The sequence below is a fragment of the Flavivirga abyssicola genome (genome assembly GCF_030540775.2).
Classification (GTDB): Bacteria; Bacteroidota; Bacteroidia; order Flavobacteriales; family Flavobacteriaceae; genus Flavivirga; species Flavivirga abyssicola.
Genome location: NZ_CP141266.1, coordinates 1,007,637 through 1,030,411, shown reverse-complemented (window position 1 = coordinate 1,030,411; position 22,775 = coordinate 1,007,637). Strand labels below are relative to the sequence as shown.

General features: G+C 28.4%; 19 protein-coding genes and 1 tRNA gene. 19 read left to right on the top strand and 1 reads right to left on the bottom strand.

The window, feature by feature from the left end; translation table 11 throughout:
* The first annotated feature begins 42 nt into the window (after positions 1 to 42).
* From porL to Q4Q34_RS04040, 4 genes are all read left to right on the top strand, one after another.
* The gene (porL, locus tag Q4Q34_RS04055; RefSeq protein ID WP_303318491.1) at positions 43 to 678 is read left to right on the top strand and encodes a type IX secretion system motor protein PorL/GldL; all 636 of its coding nucleotides are present in this window, start codon (positions 43 to 45) and stop codon (positions 676 to 678) included.
* Between the two features lie 46 nt (positions 679 to 724).
* Positions 725 to 2,284 carry a type IX secretion system motor protein PorM/GldM gene (gene porM, locus Q4Q34_RS04050; RefSeq protein WP_303318490.1) on the top strand — a complete coding sequence of 520 codons (1,560 nt, stop codon included), beginning with the start codon at positions 725 to 727 and terminating at the stop codon, positions 2,282 to 2,284.
* 136 nt (positions 2,285 to 2,420) lie between these two features.
* Positions 2,421 to 3,311, top strand: a complete 891-nt coding sequence (gene porN / locus Q4Q34_RS04045) for a type IX secretion system ring subunit PorN/GldN (RefSeq protein WP_303318489.1) — start codon at positions 2,421 to 2,423, stop codon at positions 3,309 to 3,311.
* A gap of 195 nt (positions 3,312 to 3,506) precedes the next feature.
* Positions 3,507 to 4,547: an NAD(P)/FAD-dependent oxidoreductase gene (locus Q4Q34_RS04040; protein ID WP_303318488.1), complete on the top strand. Its 1,041-nt coding sequence runs from the start codon at positions 3,507 to 3,509 to the stop codon at positions 4,545 to 4,547.
* Positions 4,548 to 4,849: 302 nt separating this feature from the next.
* On the opposite strand, the gene Q4Q34_RS04035 is transcribed toward Q4Q34_RS04040, so the two are convergent.
* Entirely contained in the window at positions 4,850 to 5,233 is a 384-nt protein-coding gene (locus Q4Q34_RS04035; protein WP_303318487.1) for a DUF983 domain-containing protein, read from the bottom strand.
* 142 nt (positions 5,234 to 5,375) lie between these two features.
* On the opposite strand from Q4Q34_RS04035, the gene Q4Q34_RS04030 reads away from it, so the two are divergent.
* From Q4Q34_RS04030 to Q4Q34_RS03960, 15 genes are all read left to right on the top strand, one after another.
* A complete protein-coding gene (locus tag Q4Q34_RS04030) occupies positions 5,376 to 7,292 on the top strand; it encodes an ABC-F family ATP-binding cassette domain-containing protein (protein ID WP_303318486.1) in 1,917 nt (638 codons plus the stop codon).
* Between the two features lie 98 nt (positions 7,293 to 7,390).
* The gene (locus tag Q4Q34_RS04025) at positions 7,391 to 8,215 is read left to right on the top strand and encodes a Two component regulator three Y domain protein (RefSeq protein WP_303318485.1); all 825 of its coding nucleotides are present in this window, start codon (positions 7,391 to 7,393) and stop codon (positions 8,213 to 8,215) included.
* A 68-nt stretch (positions 8,216 to 8,283) separates the two neighbouring features.
* Positions 8,284 to 8,466, top strand: a complete 183-nt coding sequence (locus Q4Q34_RS04020) for a CPXCG motif-containing cysteine-rich protein (RefSeq protein ID WP_303318484.1) — start codon at positions 8,284 to 8,286, stop codon at positions 8,464 to 8,466.
* 59 nt (positions 8,467 to 8,525) lie between these two features.
* A tRNA-Met gene (locus tag Q4Q34_RS04015) sits at positions 8,526 to 8,598 on the top strand.
* Between the two features lie 763 nt (positions 8,599 to 9,361).
* On the top strand, positions 9,362 to 10,411 hold the full coding sequence (lepB, locus tag Q4Q34_RS04010; protein ID WP_330444584.1) for a signal peptidase I: 1,050 nt from the start codon (positions 9,362 to 9,364) through the stop codon (positions 10,409 to 10,411).
* A 317-nt stretch (positions 10,412 to 10,728) separates the two neighbouring features.
* Positions 10,729 to 10,965 carry a hypothetical protein gene (locus tag Q4Q34_RS04005; RefSeq protein WP_303318482.1) on the top strand — a complete coding sequence of 79 codons (237 nt, stop codon included), beginning with the start codon at positions 10,729 to 10,731 and terminating at the stop codon, positions 10,963 to 10,965.
* Positions 10,966 to 11,113: 148 nt separating this feature from the next.
* On the top strand, positions 11,114 to 11,461 hold the full coding sequence (locus Q4Q34_RS19650) for a hypothetical protein (protein WP_303318481.1): 348 nt from the start codon (positions 11,114 to 11,116) through the stop codon (positions 11,459 to 11,461).
* Positions 11,462 to 11,679: 218 nt separating this feature from the next.
* Positions 11,680 to 11,913 (top strand): hypothetical protein, encoded by a 234-nt coding sequence (locus tag Q4Q34_RS03995; protein ID WP_303318480.1) that lies wholly within the window; start codon positions 11,680 to 11,682, stop codon positions 11,911 to 11,913.
* A 40-nt stretch (positions 11,914 to 11,953) separates the two neighbouring features.
* Positions 11,954 to 12,190: a hypothetical protein gene (locus Q4Q34_RS03990; protein WP_303318479.1), complete on the top strand. Its 237-nt coding sequence runs from the start codon at positions 11,954 to 11,956 to the stop codon at positions 12,188 to 12,190.
* 78 nt (positions 12,191 to 12,268) lie between these two features.
* The gene (locus tag Q4Q34_RS03985; RefSeq protein WP_303318478.1) at positions 12,269 to 13,324 is read left to right on the top strand and encodes a BF3164 family lipoprotein; all 1,056 of its coding nucleotides are present in this window, start codon (positions 12,269 to 12,271) and stop codon (positions 13,322 to 13,324) included.
* Between the two features lie 192 nt (positions 13,325 to 13,516).
* Entirely contained in the window at positions 13,517 to 14,071 is a 555-nt protein-coding gene (locus Q4Q34_RS03980; protein WP_303318477.1) for a hypothetical protein, read from the top strand.
* Between the two features lie 10 nt (positions 14,072 to 14,081).
* Entirely contained in the window at positions 14,082 to 15,134 is a 1,053-nt protein-coding gene (locus Q4Q34_RS03975) for an efflux RND transporter periplasmic adaptor subunit (RefSeq protein WP_303318476.1), read from the top strand.
* 1 nt (position 15,135) lies between these two features.
* On the top strand, positions 15,136 to 18,243 hold the full coding sequence (locus tag Q4Q34_RS03970) for an efflux RND transporter permease subunit (RefSeq protein ID WP_303318475.1): 3,108 nt from the start codon (positions 15,136 to 15,138) through the stop codon (positions 18,241 to 18,243).
* A 3-nt stretch (positions 18,244 to 18,246) separates the two neighbouring features.
* Positions 18,247 to 21,183 (top strand): efflux RND transporter permease subunit, encoded by a 2,937-nt coding sequence (locus tag Q4Q34_RS03965; RefSeq protein ID WP_303318474.1) that lies wholly within the window; start codon positions 18,247 to 18,249, stop codon positions 21,181 to 21,183.
* Positions 21,184 to 21,188: 5 nt separating this feature from the next.
* Positions 21,189 to 22,664: a TolC family protein gene (locus tag Q4Q34_RS03960; RefSeq protein WP_303318473.1), complete on the top strand. Its 1,476-nt coding sequence runs from the start codon at positions 21,189 to 21,191 to the stop codon at positions 22,662 to 22,664.
* Positions 22,665 to 22,775: the final 111 nt, after the last annotated feature.

The following is a 22,775-nucleotide window of genomic DNA, read 5'->3' as shown; positions in this document are numbered from 1 at the left end:
ACCTACTTAAGTATTCTTACTTAAAATTAAAAACCGAAAATTATGGCAAAGTCAAAAGCAAGTAAAAAGTTCATGAATATGGCTTATGGATTAGGAGCAGCAATTGTAATCGTTGGAGCTCTATTCAAAATTATTCACTTCGAAATAGGACCCTTAACAGGTAACGTTATGTTAACTATAGGTCTTGTAACAGAAGCAATTATTTTTGCATTATCCGCATTCGAACCAGTTGATGAAGAATTAGATTGGTCTTTAGTATATCCAGAATTAGCTGGGGGACAGTCTGGTAGCAAAGAAAAGGAAAACCCACAAGGGATGTTGGCTACTAAATTAGATGAATTATTAAAAGACGCTAAGATTGATAGCGAATTAATGTCAAGTTTAGGAGAAAGTATTAGAAATTTCGAAGGCGCTGCAAGAAATATGGGGTCTACAGTAGATTCTGTTGAAGCAACTAAAAAATATGGTGAAGAATTATCATTAGCTGCGGCTCAAATGGAATCATTAAATAGCTTATATAAAGTACAGTTAGAAAGTGTTAACAAACAAGCTTCAATTAACGAAGAATCTATTGAAAATGCTGCTAAATTAAAAGAGCAAATGCAATCATTAGCATCTAACTTATCTTCATTAAATGGTGTTTACGGTGGTATGCTGTCTGCAATGCATAAAGACTAATTAGGGGTTAATCCCAATTTATTATTAACCAAAAACCTAATTAGATATGGCAGCAGGAAATTTATCACCAAGACAGAAAATGATTAATCTGATGTACCTAATATTTATAGCTATGTTGGCTTTAAATATGTCGAAAGAAGTACTTTCAGCATTCGGATTAATGAACGAGAGACTTGTAGACTCTAACAAATCAGCAAAAGAACGTAACCATAGTTTTGTTGAAAACTTAAAACTTAAAGCTGAAGAACAGCCTGAAAAATATGAACCTTTAAAAGCAAAGGGTGAAACATTAGACAAGCTGGCAGCAGATTTTGATAAGTACCTTGAAGGTTTGAAAACCAAAATGATCAAAACAGTTGACAATCCCACAGATTATGAAATTATGGATAAAGGTGATTACCTTGATCAAAATTTCTTTAAAGGAGATAAACTTAAAGCAGATGGACAGGAGTTTTTGAAACAAATTAATGCCTTTAGAGAAGGTGTAGTTAATTTGCTTAAAGACGAAAAAGGGATGGAAGAAATTGTAAAAGATGTAAAGGATAAGTTTAATACTGATGATGTTAAAAGAGGTGCTGGAACTGTAGATTGGTTATCTCATAACTATAAAGGATTTCCTTTAGTTGCTTCTTTAACTAAAATGACACAACTTCAAGCAGATATTAAGACAACAGAATCTGAAGTATTGTCTAATATGTTGCAAGGAACACTTTCTAGTGAGGTTTCTATGACTAATTATACAACGTTGATGGAAACATCTAAATCAGCTTACTTTAATGGTGAGAGATTTGATGGACAAATTGTACTAGGTCGTAAAGATGCTTCTACTAAACCTACTAGAGTTGAGTTGACTTTAGATGGTAGACCACTTAAAGAAGACCAATATGTTATCGAAGAAGGAAAAGTAAAGCTTAAAATAGGAACAGGTGGTGTTGGTGAACATAAAATTGAAGGTAAATTGATTTTTGCTCAAGATGGAGAAGAAATTGAAGTGCCTGTAAAGTCATCATTTGCTACAGTTTCTAAACCAAATGCTGCAACTATTTCAGCTGATAAAATGAATGTAGTGTATCGTGGTGTTAAAAACCCAATGACTATTTCATTTGCTGGTATACCTGATAATAAAGTATCTGCAAGTGCTCAAGGTTTATCAAGAGCCGGAGGAAGCAGATATATAATGGACGCTACTAGAATTAAAGGTAGAGAAGTAACAATTAATGTTACAGGTACATTGCCAGGAGGACAAAAAGTAAGCGATAATGCTAAATTCAGAATTAAAGATTTACCAAAACCAACCGGTACAGTTAGAGGTGAAGACGGTGCAATAAAAATGCAAAGAAACGCTCTTGGAATATCGACTATTGGTGCCAAGTTTGATGATTTCGATTTTGAATTACCATTACGAGTTACAGGATTTAAATTTAAAGTACCTGGACAACCAACAATAACTGTTAGAGGTAACAAGTTAGATAGCAGAGCTAAAGGAGCATTACGTAAAGCAAAGCGTGGATCTGGAGTTCAAATATTTGATATTGAAGCTAAAGCTAAAGGTGTAAGTGTGATCCTTAAAAAAGTATCTCCGGTTTTTGTTGAGATAACAAACTAGAATTAACCTTTATGGTTAAACCTTGATAAATTAAAATATACTAATTGGAATATCCATAACGAAAGTTAGAAAATTAACTCTAAAGTTGTGTTATGGATATTGCATGTGACCATAGAGAATTAATAAATATAAGAACATGAAATTAAAAAGTTTTTTATTAACCGTTACCGCTGTTTTTGCAGTGTCGGGTATGTTTGCTCAGGCAAATATATTAAATGCCAAAAGCCCTGAGGAAATTGGTGTAAGAACAGAAGAACAAAGGGAAATTGACAATGATAAGCCTTTAGAGTATGGTTATGTTGATGATAGAGATATCTTGTTTTCTAAGATGACATGGGAAAAGATTGTTCTTGATGAACGCGCAAATTTTCCGTTATATTATCCTACCGATACTAACAATATTGGTAATGATAGAAGATCGTTATATCATGTACTTATGAAGAACATTGAAAACGGAAGAATAGAAAACATTTACGATGATTCTTATTTTACAGCAAAACGTACTTTAAAAGATATTGAAGCTGCTTTAGTTAAAATTGATACTACAGAATTAGGTATTGAGCAATTAAATGCGGGAGAAGCATTATCTCCAGAGTATATTAACAGAAGAGATATTACAGCTGCAGATATTAAGGAGTACCATATTAAAGGTCTTTGGTATTTTGATAAGCGTCAATCTGAAATGAAATACAGATTACTAGGTATAGCTCCAGTTGCTCCAGATGTGAATTTTATTGATGAGCCAGAGCCAGATTTAGTACCTTTATTTTGGGTGTTCTTCCCAGATGCAAGAGAGGTATTACACGAAGCAAAATCATTTAATAATCAAAATAGTTCCATTCCTTTTTCTTTTGACCATATCTTGAATGCTAGACGTTTTCACGGATATATTTTTAAAGAAGAAAATGTTCAGGAAGATAGACAAATATCTGAATATATCTCACAAAATGCTTTAATGCAATTGTTAGAATCTCAAAGGATTAAAGATAGAATTAGAGACTTTGAATTAGATATGTGGACTTATTAATTCTCACAGTCAATTAGAATATACGAAACGCTCACTTTTTAAGTGGGCGTTTTTTGTTACTCTAGTTTTAATCTAAAAACTCTCCAATTCTTAGGAGCGGGATTTCCGATTGACCTTTCTTTCGGAGAGGTCAGAACTGGCTTTTTTTGGCAGTTCTGGGATAGGAATCTAATTTTCTAATTATCTTCGTGGACTATGAAAGTAGATTATATAGTTGTAGGAATTGGGCTGGCAGGCATTAGCTTTTGCGAGCAATTAAAAAAACACAAAAAAACGTTTGTGGTGTTTGATAATGCTTCGCAACTTTCATCTACGGTAGCTGGTGGACTATATAACCCAGTCGTGTTAAAACGATTTACATCTGTTTGGAAAAGTAAAGAACAATTAGAGATAGCATTGCCATTATATGCACATTTGGAAAAAGAACTAAAGGTAACATTAGATTACAAAATTCCTGTTTACCGCAAGTTTGCTTCATTGGAGGAACAAAACGACTGGTTTACTGCTTCAGATAAACCGATACTTTCAGAATACCTCTCAGAAAAACTAATTAAAAACAGAAATCAAGCTGTTGAAGCAAGTTTCGGATTTGGAGAAGTTCTAAATACAGGAAGAATAGATGTAAAAACAATGATTGAAGCCTATAAAGCAGATTTACTAAAAAATAAATTATTGTTTGAAGAAGCTTTCAATCATAATGCTATTACAATAGACTACAATACGATTCAATATAAAAATATAACAACAACTAATATTGTATTTTCAGAAGGGTATGGGGTTAAACAAAACCCATATTTTAATAATTTACCCTTAGTGCCAGCTAAAGGCGAGTTAATAATTATACACGCTCCAGATTTAAAAATAGATTATGTTTTAAAAGCAGGAGTGTTTTTAATTCCATTAGAGGATGATTTATACATTGTGGGAGCCACTTACGAATGGAAAGATTTAAGTAATGATATTACTAAAGAAGCAAAAGAAACGCTCTTAAATAAGCTTAAAAAGCTTATCAATTGTTCTTTTAAAGTAGTAAATCAAGTAGCAGGGATTCGACCTACAGTTAAAGATAGACGCCCGTTAGTAGGACAGCATCATACATATAAAAACCTTTTTGTTTTAAATGGTTTAGGTACACGAGGTGTTATGATTGGTCCCTATGTAGCCAAGCAACTTTATGATTTTATTGAAAATGATGTCCCTTTAGAAAAGGACATTGATATTAATAGATTTAAATGAAATGTTTAATGCCAGATAAAATAGAAGGGTATATTACCAAATGAAACCTTACAAGCATATTTTTAGTACTGCACTGCGCTAGGGATTGAACGGTCTGTTTGAGCTCCTCGAAGAGAGCGAGTAGTGAAAGCCCGACCCTTGTGGTCAATGTTATTAAGTTAAGGAAATTTATTTTATTTTGTCACGTTGAGCGCAGTCGAAACGCTATTGAAAGTAAGAAGTTTAAATGTCTTCGACTGCGCTCAGACTGACACCTTTGTCCTTAACTTAATAACATTGCCCTTGTGGTAGCGCCAAACAGATTATTTTTTAGCAAAAGACTTATCGTAATGCATGAAAAAATTAATCCAAATATTCCTGGAAAGCCTAAGAATAATAGGCATACATACAATTAAAGTCGTAATAATCGATATGAATATAATATGAATGCTTGCGTTAAAAACAAAAAATGAAATAACAAAAGCGGCTGTGGCAAATGCAATCCCAACAGGATAGCTAACATACATAGAACCGTAAAAAAAAGAAGGTTCTATTTTATATTTTGTTTTACAATTACTGCAATGTTCATGCATACTTAATGCCTCAGAAAGTATATAAGGATTTTTGTTTTTAAACATAGATTCTTCATGGCACTTCGGACAAGTACTAGTTAGAATGCTGTATAATTTTGTTCCTTTTTTAAACATATATAATGTATTTTTGCAAGCTGAATGGAAAAATCTAATACGCGATGATACATTGGAATTTCTATTTAGATTGTTTAAGTCGCAAAACTGGAACAAAAATAAGTTTTAACAATTAAAGAGCTGCAATATAAGTTACATATCTATGATGAACATTCATAATTTATCGATTTCATTTCAAGGGGAATACCTATTTGAAGATATTACATTTAAACTAGGTAATGGAGATAGAATAGGTCTTATTGGAAAAAATGGAGCAGGTAAGTCTACAATGCTTAAAATTTTGTCAAAGGAGATGGAACCAGATACGGGACAAATTGCAGCAGACAAAGCACTTAAAATTGGATTTTTAAAACAAGATATTGATTTTGTTTTAGGAAGAACGGTACTTGAAGAAGCTTATCAGGCTTTCACTGAAATTAAGGAATTAGAGGCTAAAATGGACGGTATCAACACCCAGTTAGCCGAACGTACCGATTACGAAAGTGAAGGTTATAACCAATTAATGATTGATATTAATGAGATTCAGCATCAATATGAAATACTAGGAGGTTATAATTATCAAGGTGATACTGAAAAAATTCTACAGGGATTAGGGTTTAAACGCTCAGATTTCAATAAGCTCACAGATACCTTTTCAGGAGGTTGGCGCATGCGAATAGAATTAGCTAAATTATTACTTCAGAATAATGATATTCTTTTATTAGATGAACCTACTAACCATTTAGATATTGAATCTATTATCTGGCTAGAAGGATTTTTAAAGAATTATCCCGGAGCAGTAGTTATTGTATCGCATGATAAGATGTTTTTAGATAATGTTACTAATAGAACGATAGAGATTTCTTTAGGGAGAATTTATGACTATCCTAAACCTTATACGAAATACTTGGTGCTACGAGAGGAATTAAGAACACAGCAATTAGCATCTCAAAAAAATCAGCAAAAACAAATAGAGCAAACAGAAAAACTTATTGAAAAGTTTCGTGCCAAAGCATCAAAAGCAACGATGGCACAATCGCTTATTAAAAAGCTTGATAAAATTGATAGAATAGAAGTTGATGAGGATGATAATAGTGTGATGACACTCAATTTTCCGGTATCTATAACACCTGGAAAAGTAGTGGTGGAAACTGAAAGTGTTTCAAAAAATTATGGAGACAATCAAGTTCTAAAAAATATTAATTTACTTATAGAGCGAGATAGTAAAACGGCTTTTGTTGGACAAAATGGTCAAGGGAAATCAACCTTAGCAAAGATTATAGTCGGAGATATAAAACATGACGGTCATTTAAAACTGGGACACAATGTACAAATAGGATATTTTGCTCAAAATCAAGCGGAGTATTTAAATGGTAATAAAACTGTTTTAGATACTATGATTGATGCTGCTAACGAAACAAACAGAAGTAAAGTACGTGATATTTTAGGCTCCTTTTTATTTCGTGGCGATGAAGTTGAAAAATACGTGCGTGTACTTTCTGGAGGGGAACGCAATCGTTTAGCATTAGCAAAATTAATGCTACAGCCGTTTAATGTTTTAATAATGGATGAGCCTACAAATCATCTAGATATTAAGTCTAAAAATGTATTAAAAGAAGCCTTAAAACGATTTGAAGGGACTTTAATTTTGGTATCGCATGACAGGGATTTTCTTCAAGATTTAACCAACTTAGTATACGAGTTTAAAGATCATAAAATAAAAGAGTATCTAGGTGATATCGATTATTATTTAGAGCAACGTAAAGTTGAAAACCTTAGAGAAGTTGAAAAACGAACTGTTGTTAAGGAAGTGCCTAAAGAAAAAGAGAAGAATCATCAATCTTACGAAGACCAGAAGAAATTAAAATCTTTAAATAATAAATTGAGTAATGTTGAAGCTAAAATCAATCAGTTAGAACGCGATATAAAAGCTATTGATTTAGAGCTTGAAATTAATTACGAGGCAGTGACTTCTAAAACAGGTTTTTTTGATGATTACCAAAAAAAGAAAACAGATTTACAAGAGTTTATGGAGAAATGGGAAGGTATTCAGTTAGAAATTGAACAGTTTCCAGGCTAATATTTGTTAAAATTTAATGTATTTCATCGAATAAAATAGTTTTTCGTCGATATTTAGTCTAATTTCGTGAGTGAATTAATCCCAAATTTACTCGAAACATGAAAACTTTAAAACTTTTAGTAATATGCTTGTTTGTAACGGCTTATTCTTTTGCTAATGTTTCCTCAACAGAAAAAGATGCATTAATTGCTATATACAACACGACCAAGGGAGCTGAGTGGAGTGCTACTTGGGATTTAGAAAGTCCTATAGATACTTGGTATGGTATTAAAGTAGAAGATAATAAAGTAGTTGAAATTAGTTTACAATTCAACAATCTTCAAGGAGAGTTACCAGAAGAAATAGGTAACTTAATACATGTAAAAAAACTTAACTTAGGTTTTAACAAATTAAGAGGGAAGTTGCCGTCGAGCTTGAAGAATTTAAAAGAATTAACATCTTTAGAATTATTTATGAATAATTTTGAAGGAGAAATTCCTCCAGAACTTGGGGAATTAAAGAAGTTAGAAGCTTTAAAACTTTACAGTAATAAATTTGCTGGTAATATTCCAGAATCATTAATGAGTTTAACTAACTTAAAAGAACTTTTATTAGGAAGTAATTATTTAACAGGTAACATTCCAAGGGAAATATTTGCTTTATCTAAGTTGCAAAAGTTAAGCCTCATGGATAATAAAATGGAAGGTGAGATTCCAGTAGAAATAGCACAATTAACGGATTTAGAAGAATTATTATTGTCTACAAACCAATTTACTGGCGACTTGCCAATGGAGTTAATGAACTTAACTAAGTTAAATACTATGATGGTAAGTGATAATAATTTAAATCAAGAATTTATTAGTATTTCTGGTAAAAACCCACCAAGTTTAGTGCATCTAGAAATGCAAAACGCTACAGCAACTATGGACCTTGAAAAAGAATAATTATATTTAATCAAATATTATTTGCTAAAAAAGTCAACAATATTGTTGGCTTTTTTAGTTCTATAGTTATGTTAGAACACTTTTTTACATGTCCATATTGCTGGGAGAAGATTTCGATCTTAATAGATAACTCTATATTTCAACAATCCTATATTGAAGATTGTGAAGTTTGTTGCAACCCTATTCAAGTGTCTCTTAAATTTTTAAATTCAGAATTAATAGATTTTCAGGTAAGTAGCATCGAACAATAATTTTTTTTTATTTTATGCTTGTTATACTTAAAAAGGATTGTATATTTGCAGTCCAATATCGCGGGATAGAGCAGTAGGTAGCTCGTCGGGCTCATAACCCGAAGGTCACTGGTTCGAGTCCAGTTCCCGCTACTAAAAACAAGGTCAGTCATCTGTTAATCAGAAGGTTGACTTTTTTTATTCCCGAATAATGTTCAGGCATACTAATCAAGATAATAATATCTATTTCTTTTATAATTTATAAAACTATTCATTTATGGTTTTTTGCTTTATAATTTAGGGTAGGGGTATGCCAAAAAAACTTTATGGGGTCATCCTCTTTCCTAAGTGGTAGAGTAGCATCTCAAATACTTAAAATAAAAACAAATAATTTTTTATTTATAAATATAAATGGCACTAATATAGAGATGATTTCGCAAAAAAGACAGTTGAGTTCTTGTTAAAAGAATAGGCTATTTATGTTCAAATCCTGACTACAGAAAACAACTGTTGGTCCAAATACAATCAAAGACAAAGACTCCATAGTGGGAATTGCAGCTCAGTTCTCGCTACTGGCAATAATAGGGGGGCAAAAGATTGAGACTCTTTTTTATTGTACAACATATTCCAATGCAAATTTAGTTAGAGGGTTTAAATTATTTCTTTAAATCTATTTAGTTAAGTTAAAAAGTTATCTTTATAAACAAGTAATTAATTTAAATATTCAAATGAGGTAACTTTTAAAGAAAGCCCTAGTAATCTTAGATAAATCATGAAAATATTAACTTTTCGTATAGGAAATTCCAATAATATTTTTAGGTTTATTAAGATTCAATATATGTATTTTGTTACCCTTGTTTTATGAGCCTAAAAATTAAGCAATTTAGATACGAAAAACCCTTTAAATTATTTTAAAATGTTTATTAAATATTTAAAACTTATTTTATTTTATTTATTTATGTTATTAGCCATAATATTCTTTTTATGGTCTAAGCTTTTAATAGTATCTTTATTATTAGTTTTTTTAATTGATACAATAACATTGCAAATGTTTTCAAGATTTTTGAAAAAAAGGCTATCAAAAGATTTATTTATTGTGTTAAAGTACTTTTATGCTATTTTTTCTATTATTTTCGTCGCACTTTTTTGCCGTGTTTTTTTATTTGAAATCTATTTTATTCCATCAAGTTCTATGGAGAGGACATTATCCAAAGGAGATATTGTTGTTGTAAATAAATTGGAATATGGTCCCAAAGTTCCAAATAAGTTAAGTGATATTCCTTTTGGCAATCTCTTTAATAAAACAAATGAAAAACAAAAAAAAATTAATCCCCAAAATGTAAGATTAAAAGGGTTTGATGATATAAGAAGAAATGACATTATTGTATTTGAAAGACCAATAAAACATAAAAAACTCATAAAAAGAATAATAGGATTGCCTGGAGAAACGCTAAAAATAGTTAATAGCAAAGTATTTATTAATGATAGTTTCTTGGAAGAAAAACCAAACTATGTCTTTGAGTACAATTATAAAGCAGTCGAATTTAAAGATAACACATTCACACTCTCAAATATTGAATATGAAAATTCAAATTTTGAAGATAAAATTGAAAGAACCATTCATTTTCCTAAAAAAAAGGTTGATCATATTTTTCCAAAAGAGAAAATTTTTGATTGGAATAGAGATAATTATGGATCTGTAACCATTCCTAAAGAAGGAGTTAGCATAACTCTTGATCTAAAATCTATTTACTTGTATAAAGATATAATTGAATTTGAAACGGGAAAAAAGATAAATATTGACATAAACGAAATTCACATCAATAAAGAAAAGTTAACAAAGTACTCTTTTAAAGATGATTATTTCTTTGTGATGGGGGATAACCGACATTATTCATCTGATTCAAGATCAATTGGATTTGTTTCACAAAATAGTATTCAAGGAAAACTCGCATTTAAATTTTAAAAAGAGCAAAATAGTTTACAAACATTTACTATTGTTAAATAATTTTCTATTAGCAATGTTTTTTATTGACTATCATTTAGTTTATGGTTTTTTCTAGTATTATTGTGGGAAAACCACATTAGAGAATAAAGGTTTTTTCTTATATTAGTAAATAAATTAAAGGTTGTTTAATACTAAAAGCCTTTTTAGTATTTACTTTATTTGTGCAATTATCTTGTAAAAAAGAAATAACCAAATTATGTCTTCCTAATGTTCAGCTATGATGATAGAGGTGATTACTAAAATTTTAATATTAACCTTTTAAATAAACTTTAAATATGAAAAAACTTTTTTTAGGAGTTTCTGTTCTTATGTTTACAGGAACATTAATGCTCAATTCTAATGTGAATAACGAAATTAGCTTAAATGAAGCCTTGGCCGGAGGAGGCACTTGTTGCCCAGGTTCTGGAATATGTTATGCAGATGATGGTACTGTTGTAACTAATGCCTGGTGGAGAAATGATGGGAAACCATGTAATTCAGGCAGTGGTGGTTCTGGTGGCGCAGGCGGTTGATATTATAACTAATATTAAATGTTATTTTGTAAAAGCTATTTAAAAAAATTAAATAGCTTTTTTTAAATTTTCTTACTTATGTTTAAAACAAAAATATTAATTGCATTATTAATCTTTAGTAGTTTGTATTCCCAGAAAGGGACTTATTATGACTTTTAATCTAGAATCTATTTGGTTATACAAGGAAATTATTGAGCTTGAAACGGGAAAAAACGTAACTATTGGTAGAGGTGAAATTTACATCAATTTAGAGAAATTAGTGAAATATACTTCTAAAGATGATTATTTCTTTGTGATGGGGATAACCGACATTATTCATCTGATTCAAGATCAATTGGATTTGTTTCACAAAATAGTATTCAAGGAAAACTCGCATTTAAATTTTAAAAAGAGCAAAATAGTTTACAAGCATTTACTATTGTTAAATTTTTTGTTAAATAATTTTCTATTAGCAATGTTTTTTATTGACTATTATTTAGTTTATGGTTTTTTCTAGTATTATTGTGGGAAAACCACATTAGAGAATAAAGGTTTTTTCTTATATTAGTAAATAAATTAAAGGTTGTTTTAATACTAAAAGCCTTTTTAGTATTTACTTTATTTATGCAATTATCTTGTAAAAAAGAAATAACCAAATTATGTCTTCCTAATGTTCAGCTATGATGATAGAGGTGATTACTAAAATTTTAATATTAACCTTTTAAACAATTATATATGAAAAAAGTATTTTTAATCGCTTTAGGGTGTTTTGCCTTTAGTATAATGTTCAGTTTTCAATATGAAGACAGTGAAATAAATCTTAATGAGGTATTAGCCGGTGGTACTTGTTGTCCTGGTTCAGGTGTGTGTATTCCTGGTAATGGTCATGTTCATAATAATCATTGGTGGAGAAGTGATGGAAGGCCATGTGATGCAGGTTCTGGTGGTTCTGGTGGTGCTGGTGGGTAATAATAAACTTCAATATTAACCTTTTAAATAAACTTTAAATATGAAAAAACTTTTTTTAGGAGTTTCTGTTCTTATGTTTACAGGAACATTAATGCTCAATTCTAATGTGAATAACGAAATTAGCTTAAATGAAGCCTTGGCTGGAGGAGCCTTTTGTTGCCCAGGTACTGGAATATGTTTTGCAGATGATGGTACTGTTGTAATTAATGCCTGGTTGAGAAATGATGGGAAACGATGTAATTCAAGCAGTGGTGGTTCTGGTGGCGCAGGCGGTTGATATTATAACTAATATTAAATGTTATTTTGTAAAAGCTATTTAAAAAAATTAAATAGCTTTTTTTAAATTTTCTTACTTATGTTTAAAACAAAAATATTAATTGCATTATTAATCTTTAGTAGTTTGCAATCATGTAATACTGAAAATACCAAATGGTATAAAATAAATAAAGTCACTGAGCCATTAAAAATAAATAAAGATAAAAATTGGAATTGTGAAGTAAAAAATATAGCAAACCCAGCAAAACTTAAAATTAAAGATTCTTTACTATACATTCAAGATAGTAAATCGGATAAATTTATTCATGTATTTAATCTAGATTCTAATGAAAAAATTGTTAGCATAGGGATTAAAGGCAAAGGACCGGGTGAAATTTTGTCTCCTTATGGATCCCTAGGTATTTATAATAACAAGTTATGGGTTTTTGGTGCTACATTAAATAAATACTTAGGTTTTAATACAGATAGCATATTGAAAAAAAATTATAAGCCTATCCAAAGTGAGTTATTCTTCACTTCAAAATCTTTTTTTTATGAAGTTGGTTGGTTAAGCAATAATGTTATTGTTGGTCTAAACTTTTCAGAGGAAGAAAAAAGGTTAACTTTTTACGATATAAATAAAAAAACAGAAATTCATAGTGGTTCGATACCACCTAAACTTAGTCAAGAAATACCAACATCAATACATAAACAATCCCTAATGGGTACCCTAAAAATTAAGCCAGATAGGAGTAAAATAGTTATTGGAAGTCTTTACAGCGATTTAATAGAAATTTTTGATGAGTCAGGAAATGATATAATTAAAACAAAAACTGAACTTGATTTTTTACCAAAATATGAACTATCTGATAATAATGGGCATATTGTAATGGGGCAGGGAGGAGATACGAGATTTGGGTATATTGATGTTAGTGTTACAAACGAAAACATATATGCACTTTTTTCAGGTAATACAAGAAATGACAGCTCTTTCGCATATGGTAAATTAATTCATGTTTTTAATTGGGAAGGAGAATTGATTGATGTTATGGAATTAGAAAACGACTCAATTTCTATCGAGATTAATTCTGACAATTCTGAGCTATATGTAATAGAGTTTACTACAATTCCTAAAATATCCAAGTATACCCTTTGATTATAAATATTATATCAATTTAGAATATAAGGAATTTATTAAAATTGAAAATAATTTTTAGTACATAAAATTAAAGAAACAATTCCAATCTGCATAATAGTATTTTAAAGGATAAATATATCTTATATAATTTAACCCTTTGCCAATAAAGAGTTATTAATATCATTTCTAAATTAAACTTGATATAATAAAATGAAAAAAAATAAAATATACCATTTGTTAATCATTCTATTGCTAATCTCTTCGATAACAATGTTTGTTTATAAATTTTATTATAAAAAAAGTGACGCAATTAATAATAAAATATCTGTGATTAATAAAAAAAATCAAAAGAAATGGAAGAATAAAGAACTTTTATTTTCTGAAGGATTGGTTCCTTTAAACACAAATAAAACTTTGAATTCTTTCTTAGCAATTTCGGATTTATTATTTGTTAACTACCTAGATGCTGATTGCTCAGTTTGTATTCAAGATTTAAAACTGTGGGATGAATATTTAAAAAACGAAGAAAAAAATGCCTTATTTATTATTGCTGGATCTGAAAAAATAAAAGTAGATTATATGATCAATAATGTATTACATTATAAATATCCTGTGTTTTATGATGAATATGACAGTTTTGTTCAAATTAATGATCTTTCAGAATATAAGGCTTTTCATTCGTTTCAATTAAAAAATAAAAAAGTATTAAAAGTTGGATCACCTATTTTACTCAAAAAATTTAATGATGCAACAATTGAAAATTGAAAACTCAAACATGATTTTCTTTAAATTCCTATTTGTCTTATGTATTCTTTTTTCATGTAAGGAAGAAAAAAAGAAAACAAATATTAAAGAAAACAGTGCATTAGTAGTTAATAATATTCCTAAAAAAGTTAAATATAATTCAATAAATTTTGGAAACTTCGAACTAGAATTAAAAACGACAGGAAGGGTTTATGCCAAAAAAAAAGTAGACGTAAAATTTGTTTTAAATGAAAAAATAGCTTCTATAAATGTAATCAACGGACAAAATATAAAAAGAGGCCAGATATTGGCTAGCCAAAATAATACCGTTTATAGAAACAAAGTTATTAAAGCAAAAGAGCAATTGGAAAGAGCAAAGATTGATGTAGAAGATATATTAATAGGTTTTAACCTAAGTTTGAAAGATTCTTTAAAGATTCCCAAAACTACGCTAGATATGGCGAAAAATAGAGGGAATTATAATACCTCTATTTCAAATTTAAGAGATGCAAATATTGAATTAGCTTCAACTACTTTAAGAGCCCCAATAAATGGTGTAATTGCTAATTTAGAAGCTGAGAAGTATAGCTATCCTGATTTAACTAAACCGTTTTGTACGATTATAGATGATTCTGTTTTTGATGTAGAGTTTAACGTATTAGAAGAAAATTTCATGTTTTTAAAAAAAGGACAAGCACTAGAAATAAATAATACTTTTTCTGAAATTAAATTCAATGGAGAAATTATAGAGATAAACCCTATAGTGGATGAAAATGGATTAATTAAAGTTAAAGGGGCTTTTAAAAATATTGGTAAAAGAATATTAGACGGTATGAATGTAAATATTACCATAAAAAAAATAATCCCAAACAAATTATTTGTTATTAAAAAAAGTATTGTGTTGCGAGATAATAAAAAAGTGGTATTTACTGTTAAAGATGGAAAAGCTATTTGGAATTATGTAGAAACTTCTTTAGAAAATTCTGATTACATTGTCATAGAAAGAGGTCTGAAAAAAAATGATAAAATAATATATTCGGGAAACATCAATTTGGCCCATAATTCTTCTATAATCGAAGAATAATATGAATTCGGATCGTGAAATAATATCTTCGTTTACAAAAATTATAATTTTTGTGTTACTAGGAATTATAGGAATTTTCTGTATAAAATTATTGTCCATTAGATTAAAACCAAAACAAAATATTCCAGTAATTACAATAAGTTTTACTTTTCCTGATGCAAATCCAAGAATATTAGAAAATACTGTTACTAATAAAATTGAGCAAGCATTATCTACTTTACCAGGATTAATAAATATTAGTTCTTCATCTTCTAAAAGCCAAGGAAAGGTTAAACTAGAGTTTACAGATAAAGTTAATCTCGATAAAAGTGTCTTATATGTTTCTTCTAAACTAAGACAGATATATTCAAACCTTCCTAAAGAAGTGTCATATCCTATTATTAAAAGGCATGGAATTGATAATGAAAGCTCAGAGACACTAATTACACTGTCTTTAAATAGTGAAAAATCAACAAAAACTCTTTATGAGAAAGCTACAGAATTTATAAAACCAAGAATAGCCAAAATTAAAGGCATCAATAAAGTTGAGCTGGTAGGAGTTCCTAAATACAAATATGTAATATTATATGATGGCATAAAAGTTACAAACCATAATATAAATATACAAACAATTAAGAGGGCAATAATTTTTTCATTAAAGAATGAAAATGTTGGTGTTACAATGTATAATGGAAATGAAGTATCTGTAGAGATTAACTGTGATCTAAGTGAATCTATTGAAGATAAAATTTTAAAAACACCAATACGCACTGAAAATAATACTATTATTTATTTAAGAGATATTGTAACAATTAAATTAGAAAAGCAGAATGTACAGGGTTACAAAAGGTTTAATGGTAATAATGCTATTTCTATTAATATTGAATCTGAAAAAGATAAAAACCAACTTTATCTTATAAAAGAAATAAACCAAGTTATTAATAAGATGAATGCTTCTTTTTATGAAGAAGGAATGGTAATTAATACATTGTATGATGCCACTTTGAAATTAAAGGAGGAACTTATAAAAATAACATATAGAGTCATTTTTTCAATAATAATCTTATTTCTGTTTGTAATCCTGATTAGTAGAAACTTTAGATATGTTTTTCTTATTTTTATCTCTTTACTGCTAAATCTTTTAATAGCTGTAATCTTTTATTATATATTCTCATTAGACTTACACCTGTACTCTTTTGCAGGCTTAACAATTTCTTTAGGAATTATTATAGATAACTCTATCATAATGATAGATCATTTATTACATCATAAGAATAGAAAAGTATTCATTTCAATTTTTGCAGCTACACTTACCACTATAGGTTCACTATCTATAATCTTCTTTATAAAGAAAGAATATCAGTTTTATTTGTATGATTTTTCTTTCGTAATTATTGTTAATTTAATAACATCACTTTTTATTGCTTTATTCCTAATACCTTCACTTAGTGAAAAATTGAAATTTTCAAGTAGAATAAAAAAAATAAATTACAAAAGAAAAAGGAAAATAATATACTTTAATAAGCTTTATTATGATGTGTTAAAAGTGTTTCTGAAAAGGAAAAAATATGTATTTATATTTTTTGTATTATTATTTGGCTTACCTCTGTTTCTGCTTCCAAAAGAGGTCAATGGAAATTCTGCGTTGGATAAAAATATCAATAGTATACTCAAAAGTAGCTTTTATAAAAACAAAATTTCTCCTGCTTTTAAATATTTAGGAGGCTCATTACATTCTTTTATAAAGATTACAGAGAAGAGATCATTTATTAATAGCCCTAAGCGTATGTCATTGAAGATTAGTCTCTTCAACCCTGAAGGAGCGACAATAGAGCAATTAGATAATGCAATATCAATTTTTGAAGACTTCTTAAAAAAAAATAATGGAATAGAAATGTTTCATTCAGAAATTTATGATGTGAATAATGGATCAATAAAAATCTTCTTTAAGGAAGAGTTTGAAAATGGGGATGCTCCATTTAGGTTGAAAGGTAAGTTAGAGTCAATAGCAATACAAATTGGTGGTATTGATTCATCTATATCTGGTGTTGGACAACCATTTAGTAATTGTGCTAATTTAGTATCCGATGCTACAATTAAAATGAAAGGATATAATCTAGATCAACTATTAGTCTTTTCCTCTTTTGTGAAAAACGAAATACTACTAAAGCACCCTAGTATAAATAACGTAAAAATAAATAGTGAAAAATCTTGGATATTAAGAGATAAGTATGAATATGCTTTAAATTTTCGAAAAAATAATACAGCACCTAAATTAGGTATAAGTACTTCAGAGTTATTGAATGAGGTAAAATGGAATTCAGGTAATGAAGCCGAAATATTTACATTTAATACTATTCCAATTGTATTAGTAGGAAGAGAAAATCTTTTGACGAATTGTGGCTTAAAAAATCAGGTAATGAAGTTAGATTCTACAAATTATTCGTTAGATCAAATCATAAATATAGAAAAGCAAAATATTTTCAATAATGTAGTTAGGAAGAATAATGAATATGAAATATTTCTTGATTATAGTTTTGCCGGAACTTATGATTATAGTAAAATTGTGCTTAAAGATTTAGTCCAAAAAATAAATGTGCGACTTCCTGTTGGATACAGGTCTATGCATCCAGATGATGATTATGTAAATGAAAAAGACAGCCTATTAATATTAAAAATTTCGTTAATAATATTATTTATAATTTATTTTATTTGTGCGATATTATTTGAATCGTTGTCGCAGCCCATTTCTGTTATTTTAACAATTCCAACTTCATATATAGGTGTCTTCCTAACATTTAGTATGTTTGATATTCCTTTTGATCAAGGTGGGTTAGCTTCTTTTATAATGCTAAGCGGGATTGTTGTTAATTCATCGATATATATCATAAATCAATATAATAATAGAAATATACCAAGTTTGTCTGGATATTTAAAAGCTTTTAACTCTAAAATCATTCCTATTTTACTTACTATTTTTTCAACTATTTTAGGATTGCTTCCTTTTGTAATTGTTAAAGGGAATGATTTCTTTTGGACATCTTTTGCCTATGGAAATATTGGGGGGCTCTTATTTTCTGTTATTGTTATATTATTTGTTTTGCCGTTAACTTTAAAATTAAAACCATAAATCTTGATTAAGTTTTTAGTAAAGCGTCCTATAGCTGTTTTCATGACATTCTTTGCATTTATGCTTTTAGGCATTTCATCTCTAAATTTAATACCTGTATCATTGATGCCAGAAATTGGTATCCCATACCTGAAAATTCAAATTGAACAGCCTAATTATTCATCTAAAGAATTAGAGAAGTTAGTTGTAAAACCAATTAGAAGACAACTATTGCAGGTATCTAATTTAAATGAGATAGAAAGTAAAACATTTAATGGAAAAGCATTAATAGATTTAACTTTTGAATATGGAACTGACATTGATTATGCTTTTATTGAAGTAAATGAAAAAATTGATAGAATTTTAAACATTCTTCCAAAGGAAATTAATCGACCAAAATTGATTAAATTCAATCCTTCAGATGTACCATTATTTTATGTAAATATTCCGTATCCTGACAATCAATCTCAAATAAACTTTTCTAATTATATAAAAAATACAGTTAGAAAACGATTAGAACAGAATGAATCAATTGCTTATATAGATATTACAGGTACAGTTTCACCTGAAATATCTATCACGCTAAAAACAAATAAATTAAATATAGCGATTAATGAAATTGAACAAGTAATAAAAAATAATAATACACAATTAGGGAGCTTTAAAATAAAAAATGGACATTATGTGTATGACATTTTGTTTGAGCCTTCGTTAAAAACTATTTCTGACATAAAAAATCTATATATAGAATCAAATAATACTCGTATTCAGATAAAAGATATCGCAGACGTTTTATTGACTCCAAAAGAGCGTAAAGGTTATTATTTTAGTAATGGCAGGGAATCTATAGGCTTATCAATAGTAAGTAAAACAGATGCTAAGGTCGAAAATGTCAAAAGAGAAGTAATAACATATCTTGATCAGATAAATAAAAATAATACTGATTTAGTGTATTCAATTAGTCAAGATCAATCAAAATTACTGAATATTTCAATTAATAACCTTAAAAATAGTTTAATCACTGGAGCATTATTAGCAATATTAATGGTTTACTTATTTATAAGAAATTACAAAATATCATTGCTTATTGCTTTAGTAATCCCTTTTTCATTGATAATTAGTTTTCTCTTTTTGTATATAATTAATATATCTATTAATATAGTTTCATTATCTGGACTTATTATTGGTATAGGAATGATGATTGATAACTCAATCATTATTATTGATAATATCTCTCAATATAGAATAAAAGGATACTCAATAATAGAATCATGTAATAAAGGAATTTACGAAATTTTAAGGCCTTTATTGTCTTCCATATTAACAACATGTGCGGTTTTTATTCCATTAATATACTTAAGTGGGATTTCAGGAATACTCTTTTTCGATCAAGCACTTGCGATCATTATAAGTCTAACTATATCTTATTTAGTTTCTATTTTACTGCTACCAACATTATATGTGGCCTTTAGAATAAAGATAAAAGACAAACCTAATAAAACTTATATAACTGCACTTTATTCTAAATCATTCAATTTCTTTTTCAAAAGAAAAAAACTTATTCTAATAGGTCTTTTAGGTGTCATTTTTTTTGGAATATTCATGGCAATAGATATAAAAAAGGAAAAAATCCCTAAAATTAGTTATAATGACTTCAACTTAATTGTAAATTGGAATGAAAATATTGGAATTCAGGAAAATAAAAGAAGAGCTCTTGACATCGGAAAGTATGCAAATAATACTAATACTTATATAGGAGAGCAAGACTTTTTATTGTCAAAACACCAAGACCTAATTAATGATGTTAAATTTTACATTAATTCAAATTCGCATAGAGAATCTGAAATTCTAAAAACTGAGATTTGTTCTTATTTAGATTTTAAATATCCTAATGCGATTTATACAGTAAAGGATCCTGATAATTTATTTGAGCAAATATTTTCAAATAATAAAACATATTTTTTCTTAAAAATTCCATTAAAACATTCTGCAAATATTCAAAATATAATAAAAGATTTAGAGAATAATTTTTCTGATATAAAAATTGGCATAGAACATCAGAAAAAAATAATCAACTTAAGTATCGATTTAAAAAAGTTGACTATATATAATGTTGATAATGATCTCTTAATTAGTGAATTAAAGATGTTGTTCAAATCTTCTAAAGTTAGTATATTGAAAAGTACAAATGAATATATCCCGATAGTCATAAAAAAAATGAATAAAGATTTTTTTACTATTATAAATACATCTTACATCTTAAATAGGGATAAAGTAAAAATTCCAATTTCTAGTTTGATTTCTGTAAATCAGAGTATGAGCTTTGAAATAATACATTCTGATTCTGATGCGAACTATATTCCAGTTACAATAGCATATGACCAAAAAGAGGAATTGATGAATTATGTAAAAACAAAAATTAATAATGAAATAGAATTTGATGGAGCATTCTTTGAAAAGAAAGCATTTATGTCAGAATTAATAATGATAATGATTATTGTAGTTCTATTATTATATTTTGTATTAGCTGCTCAGTTTGAATCATTATTACAACCAATAATAATTCTTTGTGAAATCCCAATTACAATTGCTGGAACAATAATAATAATGAGTTTAATAAATGTCTCATTAAATATTATGTCAATGATTGGAATGATTATAATGCTAGGAATAGTTGTTAATGATTCCATATTAAAAATAGATACCATTAATAAATTGAAAAGGAAAAATGATATACCGCTTATAGAAGCTATACATATTGCGGGTCAAAGAAGGTTAAATGCAATTTTAATGACTAGTTTCACAACTATTTTAGCTATGGTTCCTATTCTTCTCGCTTTTGGAATAGGAGCTGATTTGCAAAGGCCTTTATCATTGGTTGTTATTGTATCTATGATTATTGGAACATTTGTTAGTTTATATATCGTTCCAATGATTTATTGGATTCTAATTAAACATTAAATATAATGAGAAGTATTATTTTATCAATGCTGTGTGGATGTGTACTCACATCAGTATTTTCTCAAGGGGATATATCTAAAACAATAACATTATCTTTAGATGATGCAGTTGAACTTGCTAAAAATGAATCTATAAATTATCTAACAGCAAAAAATAACTCAGAAGTTAATTATTGGGAATATCAATCTTACAAATCAGGTTTTCTTCCATCTTTAAGTATCAATGGAATTTTACCAAATTACCAAAGGTCAATAAATAGAATTACTGTTGATGACGGAACAGATCTATTTATAGAGCAAAATCAAGCTTTCTCGTCTTTATCTTTGGATGTTAATCAAATAGTTTCATTTACTGGAGGAGAATTTAGGGTGTCATCATCTTTGAATAGAATTGATATTCTTTCTAATCCGACTTTTAATACATATTCATCTACGCCCTTAACGATAGGCTACTTTCAAGAGAATATATTTTATAATCCTTATAAATGGCAGAAAAAAATACAACCTCTAATTTTTGAAGAATCAAAAAGAGAACTGATTGAAGAATTAGAGGAAATATCTTTACAGGCTACATCTAAGTTTTTTGATTTTTTATTAGCAAAAATAAAATCTGAAAACGCATCGAATAACAAGGCTAATCAAGATACTATATATAATATTTCAAAAGGCCGATTTAATCTTGGTAAGTTATATGAAAATGATTTATTACAATCCGAGCTAAGCTTGTTGAATGCTGAAAAAGAACTAATCGTATCTAAGAATGAATTAAAACTAACTAAACAATCATTCCTGGACGAATTGGGTATTAAAGGAGATGAAAAACTTGAATTATTAATTCCAGAAAATTTGATATTTGTAAAAATAGATTCTATGCAATTATTCGAAAAAGCACTCGAAAACAGAAAATTATTAATAGAACACAACAGAAAAGTAATAGAGGCTGAACAAAATGTCGCTAAAACAAAAAGTGATGGTTTCAAAATAGGAATTACTGGCAATTTTGGATTGACTCAACAAGATGAACTTTTGAGTGAAGCATATTCAGGTTTACTTGTTCAACAGAACTTTTCTTTTACTTTTTCCGCACCAATATTTTCATGGGGGAAAAGAAAATCAGAGCGTAAAATAGCCATTGCAAATTTAGATCTCATAAAGAGTATAAATGAACAAGAACTAATGTCAGTAAAAAGAGAGCTAAGCCTAAAATACTTAGAGTGGCAACAAATAGAGTTATCGGTTAGAATAACAAAAAAAGCGTCTGAAATATCATTAAAAAGATATAGTGCGACCAAAAGAAGATTTGTGATTGGAAAAGTATCTATAACAGATTTGATAATAGCTCAAAACGAAAAGGATATTGCTATTTATAACTATTATGAAAACCTAAGGGAGTATTGGGAACTATATTATGAATTGAGAAAATTAACTTTATACGATTTTATTAAAAAAGAAAATATCCAAATTAATATTTCTCACCAATAAAGTTTATTTTAATATCAATCTACTAAAATATTTGAAAGGCATTTCGGTTTTTTTAATGGACAATCATGGAAAAACTATATTTTAACTTTTCAAGTATTACATTGAGAAATT